13 protein-coding genes and 1 tRNA gene are annotated in these 16,660 nt (G+C 62.5%); 12 read left to right on the forward strand and 2 right to left on the reverse strand.

What is annotated here, in order from left to right; all coding sequences use genetic code 11:
* Window positions 1-33 precede the first annotated feature (33 nt).
* From K3819_RS00825 to pgaD, 6 genes are all read left to right on the forward strand, one after another.
* A complete protein-coding gene (locus K3819_RS00825) occupies window positions 34-669 on the forward strand; it encodes a hypothetical protein (RefSeq protein ID WP_011331886.1) in 636 nt (211 codons plus the stop codon).
* 199 nt (window positions 670-868) lie between these two features.
* Window positions 869-2,374: a YdgA family protein gene (locus tag K3819_RS00830; protein WP_221398453.1), complete on the forward strand. Its 1,506-nt coding sequence runs from the start codon at window positions 869-871 to the stop codon at window positions 2,372-2,374.
* Window positions 2,375-2,631: 257 nt separating this feature from the next.
* On the forward strand, window positions 2,632-5,112 hold the full coding sequence (gene pgaA, locus K3819_RS00835; protein WP_221398454.1) for a poly-beta-1,6 N-acetyl-D-glucosamine export porin PgaA: 2,481 nt from the start codon (window positions 2,632-2,634) through the stop codon (window positions 5,110-5,112).
* A gap of 12 nt (window positions 5,113-5,124) precedes the next feature.
* Window positions 5,125-7,122 carry a poly-beta-1,6-N-acetyl-D-glucosamine N-deacetylase PgaB gene (pgaB, locus tag K3819_RS00840; protein WP_221398455.1) on the forward strand — a complete coding sequence of 666 codons (1,998 nt, stop codon included), beginning with the start codon at window positions 5,125-5,127 and terminating at the stop codon, window positions 7,120-7,122.
* 1 nt (window position 7,123) lies between these two features.
* On the forward strand, window positions 7,124-8,479 hold the full coding sequence (gene pgaC / locus K3819_RS00845) for a poly-beta-1,6-N-acetyl-D-glucosamine synthase (protein ID WP_085746287.1): 1,356 nt from the start codon (window positions 7,124-7,126) through the stop codon (window positions 8,477-8,479).
* Entirely contained in the window at window positions 8,476-9,009 is a 534-nt protein-coding gene (gene pgaD / locus K3819_RS00850; RefSeq protein WP_134334008.1) for a poly-beta-1,6-N-acetyl-D-glucosamine biosynthesis protein PgaD, read from the forward strand. The genes pgaC and pgaD overlap by 4 nt, the downstream gene beginning before the upstream one ends.
* Here the strand turns inward: pgaD and K3819_RS00855 are convergent.
* Window positions 9,002-10,531, reverse strand: a complete 1,530-nt coding sequence (locus K3819_RS00855) for an FAD-dependent oxidoreductase (protein WP_221398456.1) — start codon at window positions 10,529-10,531, stop codon at window positions 9,002-9,004. The genes pgaD and K3819_RS00855 overlap by 8 nt on opposite strands.
* A 139-nt stretch (window positions 10,532-10,670) precedes the next feature.
* Here K3819_RS00855 and K3819_RS00860 point away from each other — a divergent pair, with 139 nt between their 5' ends.
* From K3819_RS00860 to K3819_RS00880, 5 genes are all read left to right on the forward strand, one after another.
* Entirely contained in the window at window positions 10,671-11,231 is a 561-nt protein-coding gene (locus K3819_RS00860; protein ID WP_064592611.1) for a YbhB/YbcL family Raf kinase inhibitor-like protein, read from the forward strand.
* 88 nt (window positions 11,232-11,319) lie between these two features.
* Window positions 11,320-13,011, forward strand: coding sequence for a VWA domain-containing protein (locus K3819_RS00865; protein WP_221398457.1), 1,692 nt, complete (start codon window positions 11,320-11,322; stop codon window positions 13,009-13,011).
* Between the two features lie 29 nt (window positions 13,012-13,040).
* Complete coding sequence (locus K3819_RS00870; protein WP_039773061.1) at window positions 13,041-13,622, forward strand: RNA polymerase sigma factor; 582 nt, start codon at window positions 13,041-13,043, stop codon at window positions 13,620-13,622.
* Window positions 13,619-14,221 (forward strand): hypothetical protein, encoded by a 603-nt coding sequence (locus K3819_RS00875; protein WP_221398458.1) that lies wholly within the window; start codon window positions 13,619-13,621, stop codon window positions 14,219-14,221. Before K3819_RS00870 ends, K3819_RS00875 begins: the two co-directional genes overlap by 4 nt.
* A gap of 20 nt (window positions 14,222-14,241) precedes the next feature.
* A complete protein-coding gene (locus K3819_RS00880) occupies window positions 14,242-14,511 on the forward strand; it encodes a hypothetical protein (protein ID WP_256575423.1) in 270 nt (89 codons plus the stop codon).
* A 67-nt stretch (window positions 14,512-14,578) separates the two neighbouring features.
* Here K3819_RS00880 and K3819_RS00885 read toward each other — a convergent pair.
* Window positions 14,579-14,655, reverse strand: a tRNA-Arg gene (locus tag K3819_RS00885).
* Window positions 14,656-15,097: 442 nt separating this feature from the next.
* Here K3819_RS00885 and gabD point away from each other — a divergent pair.
* Window positions 15,098-16,540 (forward strand): NADP-dependent succinate-semialdehyde dehydrogenase, encoded by a 1,443-nt coding sequence (gene gabD, locus K3819_RS00890; protein ID WP_221398459.1) that lies wholly within the window; start codon window positions 15,098-15,100, stop codon window positions 16,538-16,540.
* The last annotated feature ends 120 nt before the right edge of the window (window positions 16,541-16,660 follow it).

Consider the following 16,660-nt stretch of genomic DNA (forward strand, 5'->3'; position numbering starts at 1 on the left):
ACATCGCTAGCGCAGGTCTAGGGGAAACCAATAATGAAAAACCCTTACGCTCTTGGCTTCTGGTGCGCCCTGGTAGCCTTGGTGCTGCTGTCGGCCACCTACTTCTACGGCATCATGCTGGCCCACCAGATCGACAAGGCAATGGTCTTCCTCGACAGTACCGTGGCGCTGATCGCGGTCATGGCGATCGTGGTCGTGGCGTCGGCGCTGGTGCAGACCCAGCGACTCAAAAAACGCCAGCTTGAGCAAAGCAAGACGCTGCTGCTGATCTGGGACACCAAGGTCGCGCTGCGCAAAGTCGAAACCGTATTCGACCGCTACTTCTGGGGCGGCTACTGGCAGCCGGGGCGTACCTTCGCCGAAGTCATGGGCGAGCTCACCGGCACGCCGCTGGAAAAAAGCCTCGAAGCCCTGAAAAAACAATGTCTGGCCCTCGACCGACAAGTCGCCGGCGACGGCTGGCACTGGCTCAACAACGCCCGCGAACTGTCGGACGTCGCCACGGCCATGGCCCGCGAGCGTTATCAACTGGATTTCTGCGACCCGCGCAGCGACGGGCCGGGCGGAGCGGTGATCGACCGGGATTTCGAAGTGCTGGTGTACACCTGGACCGCGCGGCTGAAAAGCTTCGACCATCAGCTGGACGAGATCGAGGTTCAATACTCCTGAGCCCGAAAAGATCGCCGAACCCGGCGATCTTTTTGTTTGTCCATGTCTTGTCGACACTCTTTAACCTTTAAACATTGGGCTGCCAGGCGCGCCCGGTGCTAATCTCCACCGCTAAATTCAGCGGAGTCGCGCCACGGCCCGGTCACGGGTTCAGGGAAGACGACCACACTTTCAGCCACGGAAATCGATCAGGTCATTCATGAATAAATCAGCAGGCGTGCTTCTCGGAATTGTTGTGGCCATTGGCGCCATCAGCGTAGGCGGGGCCTGGTACACCGGCACCAAAATCGAAGGCGTGCTGAACAACGCCGTCGCCAATGCCAACAGCGAGTTGCAGACCGCCATGGCCGGCTCCAACGGCAGTGCGTCGCTGGAACTGGTGTCGCTGGAGCGCAACACCTTCAGCAGCACCGCGCACTATCGCCTCAAGGGCGAGGGTGAAATGTTCGGCGAAGCGCCGGTCGAGCTGCTGTTCGTCGACCGCATCGAACATGGCCCGCTGCCGTTCTCGCGTCTGGTTTCGCTGAAATGGCTGCCGGTCATGGCCACCAGTCACTTTGAGCTGGAAAAGACCCCGATCACCGAAAAATGGTTTGCCGCCACCAAGGGCGCGGCGCCGCTCAAAGGTGTGGTCAACATCGGCTACGACCAGTCCACCACCGGCAACCTCGAACTGCTGCCACTGGAAACCGCGCTGGATGACAAGTCGAACCTGAAGTTTTCCGGCTTGAACATGGATATTTCCGCCAGCGCCCAGGCCCAGAAGGTCAAGGCCGACGGCTACATGGACAGCCTGCGCCTGACCACGGTCGCCGAAGACCAGACCCCGGTGCAGATCGAACTCAATGGCCTGACCCTGGCCAGCAACCTCGCCAAGAGTACCTACGGCTATTACACCGGCGAGAACACCCTGGAGCTGACCAGCAGCAAGACCACCTTCGGCGCCAAGCAGTCGGTGCTGGGCGTGAAGAACTTCGAAATGAAGAACCGTACCGAAGAGAACGGCAGCAACGCCTCCGGCCGTGCCGACTACAAGGTCGCTGAAGTGACCCTCAACGACAAGAAGATCGGTTCGGCCAACCTGGCCATGAGCCTGAAAAACCTCGACATTCCGTCGGCGATGTCGCTGATGCAGATCTACCAGACCAAGCTGCAGCCTTACGAAAAAGCCGCTGCCGAAGCCACCGCCGCCGGCCTGCCGGCACCGGAGCTGAACCTGACCGAGGCCGAGTCGACCCAGGTCAAGGCCGACCTGCAGAAACTGCTGGCAGCCGGGCCGCAGTTGGCACTGGAAGACCTGTCGCTGAAAACCGCCAACGGCGAAAGCCGGGCGAATCTGGTGCTTGATCTGACCAAGCCTGCGTCGATGGACCTGCCACCGGATCAACTGGGCAAACAGTTGATCGCGCTGCTGGACATCAATGTGTTGGTGTCCAAGCCGATGCTGATCGACCTGCTCAGCGTGCAGGCGCAAATCGATGGCCAGACCGATGCCAAGGCCATCGTCGACCAGGCCAGCGCTGGCGCCGACATGTTCGCCGGCATGGCCGTTGGTTCGCAGTTGGCGACACTCGATGGCACCAACGTTGTCACCAAGCTGCATTACGCCGCCAATCAGGTGGAGTTCAACGGCCAGAAGATGACCGTCGAGCAGTTCGTGGGCTTTCTGATGAGCAAGTTCGGCAGTATCGAACAGCCTCAGTAAACGCCTCGCGCGTCACCGAAACGCCCGGCCTCTGCACCCGCAGACGCCGGGCGTTTTGCTGTCTGGCATCCGGGTCAACGGTTAGCCGGGGCCAGTCATCGTCACGAATCTGAACAATTATTGTGTTCTGAATATTGATCTACGCTTGCGTGCAAGACTGCTTGGATAGCTTGGCCAGGTGAATCGACCTGGCCTCCGTTACGAATTGGGCAAGGGGGGGCACTGCTACCCGGCTGGCCATGTAAGGATGCTGACGAATGCCGCGTATTGATGGTCCTGTATTACATCGTGGTTTACGCCCTTTGTTTCGAGTCGCGCTGTGCAGCCAGTTGCTCTGGCCGGCGTTCGCGTTCGCCGACACGGCCTACGATCAAATGGTACTCGACGCCCGGGCCGGGCATTACACGCCCGCGCTGACCGTTTTGCGTCAGGTGCCGCCGGCCCAGGCCACCACCGGCCAGGTCAGCGATCACCTGCAAATCGCCGGTTGGGCCGGGCTCGACGCCGAAGTGGTGCAGGTCTACGAGACCCAGGCTCGTGGCCGCGCACTGCCGGTTCAGGCGCTGACCGCCACCGCCCGGGCCTACCGTAACCTCAAACGCTGGGATCAGGCGATCCAGGTCTACAACAAGGCCCTGACCCTGGAGCCGGATAACGCCGACCTGCAACTCGGTCTCGCGCTGACCCAGGCCGATTCCAGCAAGCCCGACGAAGGGGTGATCCGCGCCCGTTCGCTGGTCGCCGCCAAACCCGATGATCCCTCCCGCCGACTGGCGCTGGGCTACGCCCTGAATCGCGCCGGCAAGCCGTACGACGCGCTGTTCGAATACGACCAGGCCTTCATGCGCGCCGGCAATAAACCGGAGGTCGCCCGCGAATACGTGGTCGCCCTGCAAAAGGCGCGTCTGCCGGAGCCGGCGCTACGTTTGGCGAAGCAGCGTCCGGGGCTGATCGATCCCGTCACCTTGCGTCGACTGGAAGGTGATCTGGCCGCCGAACGCGTGCGCCTGGCCGAACTGGCCACCCGCAGCGAAAAAGAACGCTACGTGATCGCCGACCGCGCCCTGGCCGACTACGACCAGTTGCTCGCCACCTGGACCCCGGACGCCAGCGCCCACGATGACGTGACCCGCTGGCGCATCGACCGCATGGGCGCACTCAAGGCCCGGGCGCGCACCGCCGAAGTCATCAGCGAATACCAGAAGCTGCAAGCCGAAGGCGTGAAGATCCCGACCTACGCCCTGCGCTGGGTGGCGGCGTCCTATCTGGATCAGCGCCAGCCGGAAATCGCCACCGATCTTTACCGTCAGGTGCTGGCGGCGCCGGACGCCGATGTCGGCGACCGACTCGAAGACACCACGGCGCTGTATTACTCGCTGCTGGAAAGCGACCGCGCCGAAGAGGCGCGCAAGGTTGCTGAGGATCAGGCCAAGGCGCAGAAGCCGCGTGTCGAACTCAAGGGCTTGCCGATCGGCAACCCCAACGACGAATGGATGGACGCCCAGCAACTGGCGGCACAGGCCGGCACCTATGGCTCCGACCTGCCTCACGGTGAAGAGCGTTTGCAGACTCTGGTGGATCAGGCACCGGGCAACATCGGCCTGCGCCTGGCCCAGGCCGATCTGTACCTGGCCCGCAACTGGCCGCGCCGCGCGGAAAACCAGCTCAAGGAAACCGAGAGCATCGCGCCGCGCGACATGGGCCTGGAAGTCGCGCAGGCCCGCACCGCCATGGACTTGCAGGAATGGCGGCAGATGGATGCGCTGACCGATGACGTGGTGGCGCGCTTCCCTGACAACCGTCAGGTCCAGCGTCTGGCCCGTGAACGCGAAGTGCACGACATGTCCGAGCTGCGCGTCGAGGCCTACGGCGGCAAGGCCAACGGCGGCAGCGGTGGCGATGCCGGCGCGGTCTCCGGCAGCCGGGATTTCGGTATCCAGACCACCCTTTACAGCCCGCCGATCGATGAGGACTGGCGGGTGTTCGCCGGGGCCGGATACGCCACCGGCGATTTTGCCGAAGGCACCGGCCACCACCGCTTCCAGCGTGTCGGCCTGGAGCGTCGCACCCGCGACATGACCCTCGAAGCCGAAGTATCGAATCATTCCTACGGTTTCGGCGACAAGCAGGGCGCGCGTCTGGCGATTGCCCGGGATATCAACGACCACTGGCAATACGGCGGCAGCCTTGAATACCTGTCGGCCGAAACCCCGCTGCGGGCATTGAACAGCGACATCAAGGCCAACGGCGGCAGCGGTTTCATCCGCTGGCGCGCCAACGAGAGCCGCGAGTGGCGGCTGGCGGTCAGCCCGTCACACTTCAGTGACGGCAATAACCGCGTCGAAGCCTTGCTGACCGGAAAAGAGGGCGTCTACAGCGCGCCGAACCTGCAAGTCGATGCGGGCCTGGAAGTGGGCACCAGCCACAACTCCAAGTCCGATGACGTGCCGTACTTCAACCCGAAGTCGGACTTCAGCGTCATGCCGCTGCTCAACGTCAATCACGTGCTGTACCACCGCTACGAAACCGCCTGGAGCCAGCAGTTCCAGGCCGGTGCGGGTACTTACAGCCAGCGTGATCACGGTACCGGCGGCATGGCATTGCTCGGTTACGGCCAGCGCTACGCCTGGAACGATGTGTTCGAGGTGGGCGGTTTGTTCAGCGTGATCAACCGGCCCTACGACGGTGACCGGGAAACCGATCTGCGTCTGCTCGTCGACCTCACTTTCCGCTTCTAGAAGAGTTTGAAGATGCCTTTGATTTCGCGTTTCTTCCTTCTGCTGGGAGTGCTGCTGGTCAGCGCCTGCGCCCAGCAAGCCCCGGCCTTCGTGCCGCCGTCCGAGCGACCGGTGGCAGCCAATGAAAAGCCCTGGCCGAAAAACCACGTGCTGGGCATTGCCTACCACGACGTCGAAGACCGTGACCCCGATCAGGCGGTGGTGGCGGTGCGCACCGAGCGCCTGCTCGAACAGCTCGCCTGGCTGCGGGAGAACAACTACAAACCGGTGACGGTCGACCAGATCATGGCCGCGCGCAAAGGCGGGCCGGAACTGCCGCCCAAGGCAATCCTGCTCAGCTTCGACGACGGTTACTCAAGCTTCTACACCCGAGTGTTGCCGGTATTGCGCGCCTACAACTGGCATGCGCTGCTGGCGCCGGTCGGCACCTGGATCGATACGCCGCTGAACCAACCGGTGGATTTCGCCGGTACACCGCGTGCGCGCTCGGACTTCCTGACCTGGGCTCAGGTGCGGGAAATCTCGCAGTCGGGCCTGGTGGAAATCGCCGCCCACACCGATGCCAATCACAAAGGCATTCTCGCCAATCCGCAAGGCAACCTGCAGCCGGCGGCCGCGACCCGACGCTACGATCCGGTGAGCAAGCGCTACGAATCCGAAGCCGATTTCCAGGCGCGGATCCGCGCCGACGTGCAGGCGATCTCGGAGAAAATCCGCAAGAACACCGGTAAGAAACCGCGCATCTGGGTCTGGCCTTACGGCACGGCGGACGGCACGTCGCTGACCGTGGTGAGCGAGGAAGGCTATGAAATGGCCCTGACCCTCGATGACGGCCTCGATGCCCTCGACAACCTGATGAGCGGGCCGCGTTTCCTGGTGGCTTCCGATCCTGACGGCGAGCACTTCGCCAACAGTGTGGTCGGCGTGCAATCGGACTTCACCATGCGCGTCGTGCACGTGGATCTGGATAACGTCTACGACCCGGACCCGGCGCAGCAGGAAATCAACCTCGGCAAACTGATCCAGCGCATGGCCGACATGGGCGCCAACACCGTGTTCCTGCAAGCCTTCGCCGATCCGAAGGGCGATGGGCTGGTGCATTCGCTGTACTTCCCCAACCGTCATCTGCCGATGCGCGCCGACCTGTTCGACCGCGTCGCCTGGCAATTGCGCACCCGGGCTCACGTGAAGGTTTTCGCGTGGATGCCGGTGCTGAGTTTCGAGCTGGATTCGAAGCTGCCACGGGTGACGCGCTGGGATCCGAAGACTGGCACGACCGCGGTCGACCCGGATCAATACAAACGCCTGTCGCCGTTCGATCCCGAAGTGCGACGAATCATCGGCGAGATCTACGAAGACGTGGCACGCCTGACTTCGGTCGACGGCATTCTCTACCACGACGACGCGGTGCTTTCGGACTTCGAAGACGCCAGCCCGCAGGCGCTGAAGGCCTATGCCGCCAACGGCTTGCCGGGCTCGATCGCCGCTCTGCGTGACGATCCGGCAGCGATGCAGCGCTGGACGCGGTTCAAGAGCCGTTACCTGATCGACTTCACCAACGAACTCACCGCCAAGGTGCGCGCGATTCGTGGCCCGCAAGTGCTCACCGCACGCAACATCTTCGCCGAGCCGGTGCTCAATCCGCACAGCGAAGCGTGGTTCGCGCAGAACCTCGACGACTTCCTCGTGACTTACGACTGGACGGCGCCGATGGCCATGCCGCTCATGGAAAAACAGACGTATGCGCAGTCCGGCCCGTGGCTCGAAGAACTGGTGGCGAAGATCAAACAGCGCCCCGGTGCGCTGAATCGCACGGTGTTCGAATTGCAGGCCCGGGACTGGACGAAAAAAGACCAGACCGACATTGACGGCGCGCAACTGGCCGACTGGATGAGCCGCCTCAAGCGTCAGGGCGCCACCAGTTTCGGCTACTACCCGGACAACTTTCTCGAGAACCTGCCGGACCTGAAAACCGTGCGGCCTGCGCTCTCCAACAAATGGAACCCATGACATGCTGGATAGACTGCTGGCCCTGCTTGTTCTGGCGATCGTCCTCGGCGTCCCGCTGGGGCTGATCTTCCTGGTCACCGGGCAATTCCTGATGGACTTCGTGTTCTTCTACCCGCTGTTCATGTCCGGGTTGTGGATTTCCGGTGGCCTGTACTTCTGGCTGCACTGGGAACGCCACTGGCCGTGGAAGGACGACACCCTGCCGCCACCGCTGGAAGGCGAACCGCTGATTTCGATCCTGATCCCTTGCTACAACGAGGGCGACAACGCCGCCGACACCATCCACGCGGCGCTGGCGCAGCATTACCCGAACATCGAAGTCATCGCGATCAACGACGGCTCCAAGGACAACACCGCCGAAGTGCTGGATGCGCTGGCCAAGGAAGACCCACGACTGCGCGTGCTGCACCTGGCGGAAAACCAGGGCAAGGCTGTGGCCCTGCGCATGGGCGCCATCGCGGCGCGCAGCGAATATCTGGTGTGCATCGACGGTGATGCGCTGCTGGCGCCGAACACCGCCGCTTACCTCGTCGCGCCGATGCTCGACAACGCACGACTGGGTGCGGTGACCGGCAACCCACGAATCCGCACGCGTTCGACCCTGGTCGGTCGGGTTCAGGTCGGCGAGTTCTCGTCGATCATCGGGCTGATCAAGCGCACCCAGCGAGTGTTCGGGCGGATCTTTACGGTGTCGGGTGTGATCGTCGCGTTCCGCCGCACGGCGCTGAACCGGGTTGGCTACTGGAGCCCGGACATGATCACCGAAGACATCGACATCAGCTGGAAGCTGCAACTGGATCACTGGAGCATCTTCTACGAGCCCCGTGCCCTGTGCTGGATCCTGATGCCGGAAACCCTGCGCGGTCTGTGGAAACAGCGTCTGCGCTGGGCCCAGGGCGGCGCCGAAGTGCTGTTCAAGAACATTCGCGGGATCTGGCAGTACCGTCACCGTTACCTGTGGCCGCTGCTGTTCGAATACTGCCTGTCGACCGGTTGGGCGTTCACCTTCCTGTTGTCGGTGATCTTCTGGGGCGTCGGCAAGTTCGTGGTCATGCCTGAAGCCATTGCGGTCGATCACCTGATGCCCCCGGCGTTCACCGGTCTGCTGCTGGCGTTTGTCTGTCTGGTGCAGTTCGCGGTCAGCATCATCATTGACCGGCGTTACGAGCCGGGCCTGGGCAAGACCATGTTCTGGGTGGTCTGGTATCCGATCGCGTTCTGGTTCGTCAGCCTGCTGACCACGCTGGTCAGTTTCCCCAAAGTACTGTTCGGCCAACACCAGAAGCGTGCGCGCTGGGTCAGTCCCGACCGGGGTATCAAGCCGCTCGGGGACGATGAAGAGGAGGTAATCAAATGAAAATCATCCGGACCCGCCAACGGCCGTTTCTGGTGGTGGTCGATGCGTTCTTCACCGTGCTGGCCTGGATCGGTCTGCTGTATCTGCTGGCGCGCGGTTTATGGCCGCTGATCGAGACCCACGAAGGCGGCCCGCGCATCGACAACTCGGCATTCGAAGCCCTCGGCACCTTGCAGATTTACCTGTGGGTGGCGCTGGTCAACGCGGTGATCCTGATCGGCTGGGCGCGCTATCAGCAACGCAAGAGCCGAAGCTTCGCCCAGCGCCGCCTGCCGTCGCCGGTGGTCGACGATGAGGGGCTGAGCCGCAGCTTCAAATTGTGCGACGAGCGCTTTCAGAAACTGCGCGGGCCGGGCGTGATGACCATCCACAATGATCAGGACGGCGACGTCAGCCAAGTGGTGCCGCATCTGTGGCCGGTCCAGCCGGAAGAACTGCCGCCACCGCTGGCGCCACTCGAGCATCCTCGGGTGATTTTTCTGCACGCCGAGGACGACGACAACCGCGAGCCGCTGAACCGGATCACCTGACGGCGCGAATCAGTCGCCAGGCTTCCTCCATCGGCAGCGGTTGTTTCATGCGTTCGGCCAACAGTGCCATCGCTCGTTCCTCTTCGCAGGCGACCGCCGCCACTACCACGCCCTTGCAACCGAACAGCCCGATAAATGGCGGCTGTTTGGGTTCGCCTATAAATTCGACCGCATCCCACGTCTCGGCGTGACCGAGATAGTCGTAGTTGCGGCCGAAATGCCAGGTCCAGAAATACGGCACGTCGAGGTAATGCTCATCGCCACCGAGCAGGTTGGCGGCAGCGATCCGCGCGTGCTGCTGGGCCAGGCGCCAATGTTCGATGCGTTGTGGTTTGCCGTTCAACGGGAAGGTGGCGATATCGCCAATCGCCCACAGGCCGTCAGCCACGCGCAGGCTGGCATCGACCAACAGTGATTGATCCTCCTCGCGCGGCAGGTCGCCGAAGGCTTCGGTGGCCGGATGTACGCCGATTCCCGCCAACACCAGATCCGCCGACAGGCGCAGGCCGTTATCGAGCAACACCGCCTCGACCTTGCCGTCGCCGGTGATCTCCCTGGCTTCGTGATCGGTGATGAATTTCACGCCGTGTTCTTCATGCAGTGCCCGGATCGCCTTGCCGACGGCTTCACCGAATTGCGCCGCGAAGGGAATCTCGTGACGCGCCAGCACCGTCACCTCGAGCCCGTGCTGGCGCAGGGCCGAGGCGCGTTCGAGCGCAATGAAACTGTCACCGATGATCACCGCGCGCTGGCCCGGCTGGGCGGCGTCCATGATGGATTGCGCCTGGGCTTTGCAGCGCAGGACAAACACCTGGGGCAGGTCGGCGCCGGGTAACTCCAATGCGTTGGGCGTCGCGCCGGTGGCCAGCACCGCCGCGCTGTAATGCAGTGTGCGGTCATCGCTCAGGTGAAGGGTTTTGGCTTCGGCATCAAGCCCGGTGACCTCGCCTGAAACCCGGTTGATGTGCTGTTCGCGGTAAAAGTCTTCATCGCGCAGGGGCGGGGTTTCCGGCGCCGGCATTTCCCCGGACAGCACGAATTTGCTCAGCACCGTGCGGTCGTAGCCGGCGTCCGGCTCGCGGTCGATCAGCACGATTCGCCCGCCGAAGCCTTTTTCCCGCAGGGCGGCGGCGCAGGCCGTTCCCCCGGCACCGGCGCCGACGATGACAAAGGTGCGCGGGTCGTCCTGCGGCGGGGTGTGCGGATCCGGCAGCGGCTGGTCATCGACCCACACCTCGTCGCCGCGCAGTTCCAGCGGATAACGCTTGAGGCTGTCCAGCGCCGGTGGCTCGCACAACGCGCCATCTTCGGCACGAAAAGCTGCCTTGTGCCACGGGCAGATCAGCCGGCCGTGGCACAACGCACCTTCCGCCAACGGCGCGCCGGCGTGCGGGCATTCGCCCTGAAAGGCGCGCAACTGGCCGGCGGCGCGCAGCAGGACGATCTTGCAGTCGCCGATCTGCACCTCCAGCCCACGGTCTTCAGGCACATCGGTGAAACGGGCGACACGGTGCAGGGTCATGGTCGTGCTCCTCACAGGCATTTCTCATACGAGTTTGGGCCGCATTGCGAGGTTCAGCCATTTGCCACTGCCACGGCACGAACGGTACGGCTATAGTTTGCAGGCCGACGAAGGCCCAACTGCACAAGGTGCTCCCGGAATGACCCGATTGACCTCTCTCAACCCTTGGCTGGCGGCCGTTGCCGTCGCCCTTTGCGTGCAGTTTCCGGCGCAGGCCCAGGAGCGTTTCACCCTCAGCATTCCCGGTGTGTCGGATAACCGCCTGTTCACCTCGGCGGCGGCAAGCGATGCGGCCGGCTGCGGCGGCAAGAACCAGTCGCCGGCCCTGAGCTGGAACGCCGGCCCGAGCGGAACCCTGAGCTACGCCATCGTCATGCACGATCCGGACGGCCAGAAAGGCGCGGGTGTCGATCACTGGATTCACTACGGCATCAAGGCCACGACCCGGCAGATTGCCGCCGGCGTTGGCGCCAAATCGGCCCTTGAAGGCGTCGGTGGCACCAACAGCAAAGGCACCACCAGCTACGTCGGCCCGTGCCCACCGGTGGGCGACAGCGCGCACCACTACATCATCCAGATCTACGCCCTGGATCTGGCTCCGGACGCCTTGCCTGCCGGCCTGACCCGCGCCCAGCTGATGGAAAAAATCAAAGGCCACGTGCTGCGCAACAGCAGTGCGGTGCGGCGTTATCACCGCTGAAAAAAATTTCGGCGAGGTTTAACCCGAACGCAAAGGGCTGCCCGTCTCAGGGGATGAATGGATCAATTCTTCCCCGAGGTCAGCCCCCATGTCCCTTCCTTCCACGCTTCTACGCCCCCTTGCTGCCAGTGTGTTGCTGGTGGTTGCCGGTTGCGGCGTTTCCTCCAGCCCGGAAACCATCGTCGCGCCGCCTCCGGCGCAGACCGAACTGAAATCTTCCGTGCAGCCTGAAGCGGTCATGGCCGACAGCGCGATGGCCAAGCGCAGTGTACGGGCGGCGCCGATCGCCAGTTTTGCACCGCTGCCGGCTGCTGAAAGTTATCCACAGGACTATCGCGACGAACAGCGCGAGCAATACGCCAAGCTGGCCGACAACCCGATCCACAGCGTCGCCGAAACCCCGGTCTCGACCTTCAGTGCCGACGTCGACACCGGCGCCTACGCCAACGTGCGGCGACTGCTCAATCAGGGTCGACTGCCGCCGGAAGGCGCGGTGCGCCTGGAAGAGATGGTCAATTACTTTCCCTACGACTACGCGCTGCCGAGCGATGGCTCGCCTTTCGGCGTGACCACCGAACTCGCCGCCTCACCGTGGAACCCGCACACCCGCTTGCTGCGCATCGGCATCAAGGCCTCCGACCGCGCGGTGGCGGAACTGGCCCCGGCCAATCTGGTATTTCTGGTGGATGTGTCCGGCTCGATGGACCGCCCCGAAGGCTTGCCGCGGGTCAAAAGCACCCTGAAGTTGCTGGTCGATCAATTGCGCGAGCAGGATCGGGTTTCGCTGGTGGTGTATGCCGGCGAATCCAGAGTGGTGCTGGAGCCGACTTCCGGACGGGAAAAGGCGAAAATTCGCACAGCCATCGAGCAATTGACCGCCGGCGGCTCGACTGCGGGCGCTTCAGGCATCGAGTTGGCTTACCAGATGGCGCAGCAGGCGTTCATCCCCAACGGCATCAACCGCATCCTGTTGGCCACCGATGGCGACTTCAACGTCGGCATCAGCGACTTCGACAGCCTGAAACAAATGGCTGTGGATAAACGCAAGACCGGCATTTCCCTGACCACACTGGGTTTTGGTGTGGATAACTACAATGAACACCTGATGGAGCAACTGGCTGATGCCGGTGATGGCAACTACGCCTACATCGACAACCTGCGCGAAGCGCGCAAGGTGCTGGTGGATCAACTCGGTTCGACACTCGCCGTGGTGGCGAAAAACGTCAAGTTGCAGGTCGAGTTCAACCCGGCGCAGGTCAGCGAATACCGCCTGCTCGGTTACGAGAACCGCGCGTTGAAGCGTGAGGATTTCAGCAATGACAAGGTCGATGCCGGTGAAATCGGTGCGGGCCATACGGTGACGGCGTTGTATGAAATTGTCCCGACAGGCGAGAAGGGCTGGCTGGAACCGCTGCGTTTCGGAAAAACCGATGCAGTGGTTTCCGAGAAGAAAGGAGAATTGGCCATGCTGCGTGTGCGATATCAAAAGCCTGAGGGTGGGAAAAGTCTGCTGATCGAGCGGCCGATTGCCAGTCAGGTTGCGTCCGCCAGTGAAGACCTGCGTTTCGCTGCCGCGGTCGCTGCGTTTTCCCAGCAACTCAAGGACGGCCGCTACACCGGCGAATTCAGCCTCAAGGACACCGAAGCCCTGGCCCGAGGTGCACGCGGCGATGACCGCTTCGGCCTGCGCAACGAGTTCGTGCAACTGGTGGAACTGGCGCAGAGCCTGCGTACGTCCACGGCCTCCAACGCAATGTCCACCGAGCGACGGATTGAATAGTGAGCCGCCTCAAAGGCTTCATCACCCAGCTGTTTGCTTCTGCAGACAGCCTTGAGGCCAGCAGCGACGAATCGCTGCTGGCCCGTTATCGCGAGGGTGACGGCAAGGCGTTCGAGATCCTGTACGCCCGTCATCGGCAGAGTCTTTACCGGTTTCTGCTCGGTTTGAGCGGCAAACCGGAACTGGCCGACGAGGTTTTCCAGGAGACCTGGCTGAGCCTGATCCGCAGTGCCAGTCAGCCACAGGGCAGGGCGACCTTTCGTACATGGTTGTTCCAGATTGCCCGCAATCGCCTGATCGACCACTGGCGCAAACACGGCGCCCGGCAACCGCTGCATGACAGCTACGACGAGCAATTCCACGCCGTCAGCGACGACGCCTCCGATCCCGAACAATTGCTCAACCTCAGCCGCGACAGCCAGCGCCTGGAGAGCGCCCTGCAATCCTTGCCCGCCGACCAGCGCGAAGTGTTCCTGCTACGCGCCCATGGCGACCTCGACCTGGCGCAAATCGCCAGCCTCACCGAAACACCGCTGGAAACCGTCAAGAGCCGCTTGCGCTACGCCCAGCAAAAACTGCGTCGGCTGCTGGCCGAGGAGGTACTGACATGACGGACGCCCGCCCGACACCCGAAGAGCAAGTGCTCAAGCATGTGCGCGAACAGCACAACGCCGAACCGCCGGCGCATCTCGACACGCTGATCCTCAACGCCGCCCAGCGCGAAACCCCGGCGCCACGGCAGAGCCTGTGGCAACGCTGGCTCAGGGCCTGCCAGACGCCGCGCTACCAGGTGGCTTTTGCCAGTCTCGTCGGCATCGCGCTGATGCTGTCGCTGGTGCAGCGTGCGCCGGAACCCGTGGCTCAATTCGATTTCGCCCCTGCTGCCAAACCGGCTGCGCCTGGGGTCCGCCAGGAGGCCCGATCGCTGTCGGCTCCTGCCGGCGCACTTTCCGCGCCAGCTCCCGCGCCGATGGCGGAAATGGCCGCGCCGATGCAGAGCGAATCGATCAGCGCCGACACGGCGGACGAAGCCAAGGTCAGCAAGCGCGCCGCCGCCCCGGTCAACGGTCTCGACGCGCAACTGCGCGAGGTCCTGCGCCTGCGCGAGTCCGGCCAGTCGCAAGCGGCCGACACCCTGTTCAACAACTTGCACAAGCGCTACCCGAACGTGAATCTCGACCTGCGGCTGGAAAAAATCCGCAAGAACTGACCGTATCCGCCATCCGCCATTTGGCATTGACCCGCAAAAACGCGCACTATCGGGTCATTGCCGATGCGCTGGAGGATGCCGTGGCCCAAAAAATCGACCGCATCGCCCAAATGCTCAACTGCCCGGTGAAGGGTGAGGAACTGCGGCGGGCAGTGACAGAGAGTCGCAAGGAGTTTCTTCTGGCCAAACAGGCCGAAGAGGATCTGGAGCAAGACGTTCTCGATGATGACCTGATCGATGACGAAGAAGACGATGATGAATATGACGAGTTTGACTGGACGACGGAGTGAGTCGCCAGCCAGCAGGCACAAAAAAGCCCCGGACCATCACAGTCCGGGGCTTTCTCGTTTAAATCAATGGCGCACCAGGCGGGATTCGAACCCACGACCCCTGCCTTCGGAGGGCAGTACTCTATCCAGCTGAGCTACTGGTGCAGCGGGCGACATCATACCTAGGTCGGCTCGGGGCGTCCATGCCGGGTTTTGGCGCTTATTGTCAGTGCGCGTGTCGGTCGAAAACCCTGCATTCCATAAAGCTGTAACGTCCTGCAAAAGGCTCGCTTGGCGCTTTGGGGAGGCTGTTCTATGGTTTCCCTGCGATCGGGGCTGTGGGTACGTTGATCTGAAATGTTCAGCAATCGCGGCGTTTTTGTTCTTTTTTTCGAACGCCCTATTGTCCTTCAACCCCTTTGAACCTAGGATTCGTTTGAGATTTCAAACGCTCCTGATCCAGGTGCTGAGCCGCACGCGTTTCGAGTCGTGCGCTATTCATGTGCCAGCCCGGTGAATGATTTCCCTGACGGCAGCCTTGCGAGGCGCCTTTCTACAATCATAATTTTGCTCCGCGCCTTGCGCGGTGCTGTTAAGGAAAGCCGACATGCAGCTTAAAGACACCCAGTTATTCCGCCAGCAAGCCTTCATCGATGGCGCATGGGTCGACGCGGACAACGGTCAGACGATCAAGGTCAACAACCCGGCCACTGGCGAGATTCTGGGCACCGTGCCGAAAATGGGCGCTGCCGAAACCCGCCGCGCCATCGAAGCCGCCGACAAGGCGCTTCCGGCCTGGCGTGCACTGACCGCCAAGGAGCGTGCAGGCAAACTGCGTCGCTGGTTCGAACTGATGATCGAGCACCAGGAGGACCTCGCTCGCCTGATGACCCTCGAGCAAGGCAAACCGCTGGCCGAAGCCAAGGGCGAAATCGTTTACGCCGCTTCGTTCATCGAGTGGTTCGCCGAAGAAGCCAAGCGCATTTACGGCGACGTGATTCCGGGCCACCAGCCGGACAAGCGCCTGATCGTGATCAAACAACCGATCGGCGTGACCGCTGCCATCACCCCGTGGAACTTCCCGGCGGCGATGATCACTCGTAAGGCAGGTCCTGCGCTGGCCGCCGGTTGCACCATGGTGCTCAAGCCGGCTTCGCAAACGCCGTTCTCCGCATTCGCTCTGGCCGAACTGGCCCAGCGCGCCGGCATCCCTAAAGGTGTGTTCAGCGTGGTCTCCGGCAGCGCCGGCGATATCGGCAGCGAGCTGACCAGCAACCCGATCGTGCGCAAACTGTCCTTCACCGGCTCGACCGAAATCGGTCGTCAGCTGATGTCGGAATGCGCCAAGGACATCAAGAAAGTCTCCCTGGAACTGGGCGGCAACGCGCCGTTCATCGTGTTCGACGACGCGGACCTGGATAAGGCCGTCGAAGGCGCGATCATTTCCAAGTACCGCAACAACGGCCAGACCTGCGTCTGCGCCAACCGTCTGTACATTCAGGATTCGGTCTACGACGCGTTCGCCGAGAAGCTGAAAGTGGCAGTCGCCAAGCTGAAGATCGGCAACGGTCTGGAAGAAGGCACCACCACCGGCCCGCTGATCGACGAGAAAGCCGTGGCCAAGGTGCAAGAGCACATTGCTGACGCGGTGAGCAAAGGCGCGACCGTTCTGGCCGGTGGCAAGCCGATGGAAGGCAACTTCTTCGAGCCGACCATCCTGACCAACGTGCCGAAAGACGCGGCGGTGGCCAAGGAAGAAACCTTCGGTCCGCTGGCGCCGCTGTTCCGCTTCAAAGACGAAGCCGAAGTGATAGCGATGTCGAACGACACCGAGTTCGGTCTGGCCTCATACTTCTACGCTCGCGACCTGGGCCGTGTGTTCCGTGTGGCTGAAGCCCTGGAATACGGCATGGTCGGCGTCAACACCGGGCTGATCTCCAACGAAGTCGCGCCGTTCGGCGGCATCAAGGCCTCGGGCCTGGGTCGTGAAGGCTCCAAGTACGGCATCGAAGATTACCTGGAAATCAAATACCTCTGCCTGGGCATCTAAGCCTCGGTAGAAGATCGCTGTAAACGCAAAGGGCACGAGAGCGCTGTCCCTTTGCGTCGTTTCAAACCGGAATTTTCTCTGCGGCCGGGAACGCCGTGGCAGTCGATCATCGCATGCTGC

Origin of the sequence: Pseudomonas sp. 3-2, from assembly GCF_019710535.1 — a bacterium.
Classification (GTDB): domain Bacteria; phylum Pseudomonadota; class Gammaproteobacteria; order Pseudomonadales; family Pseudomonadaceae; genus Aquipseudomonas; species Aquipseudomonas pharyngis.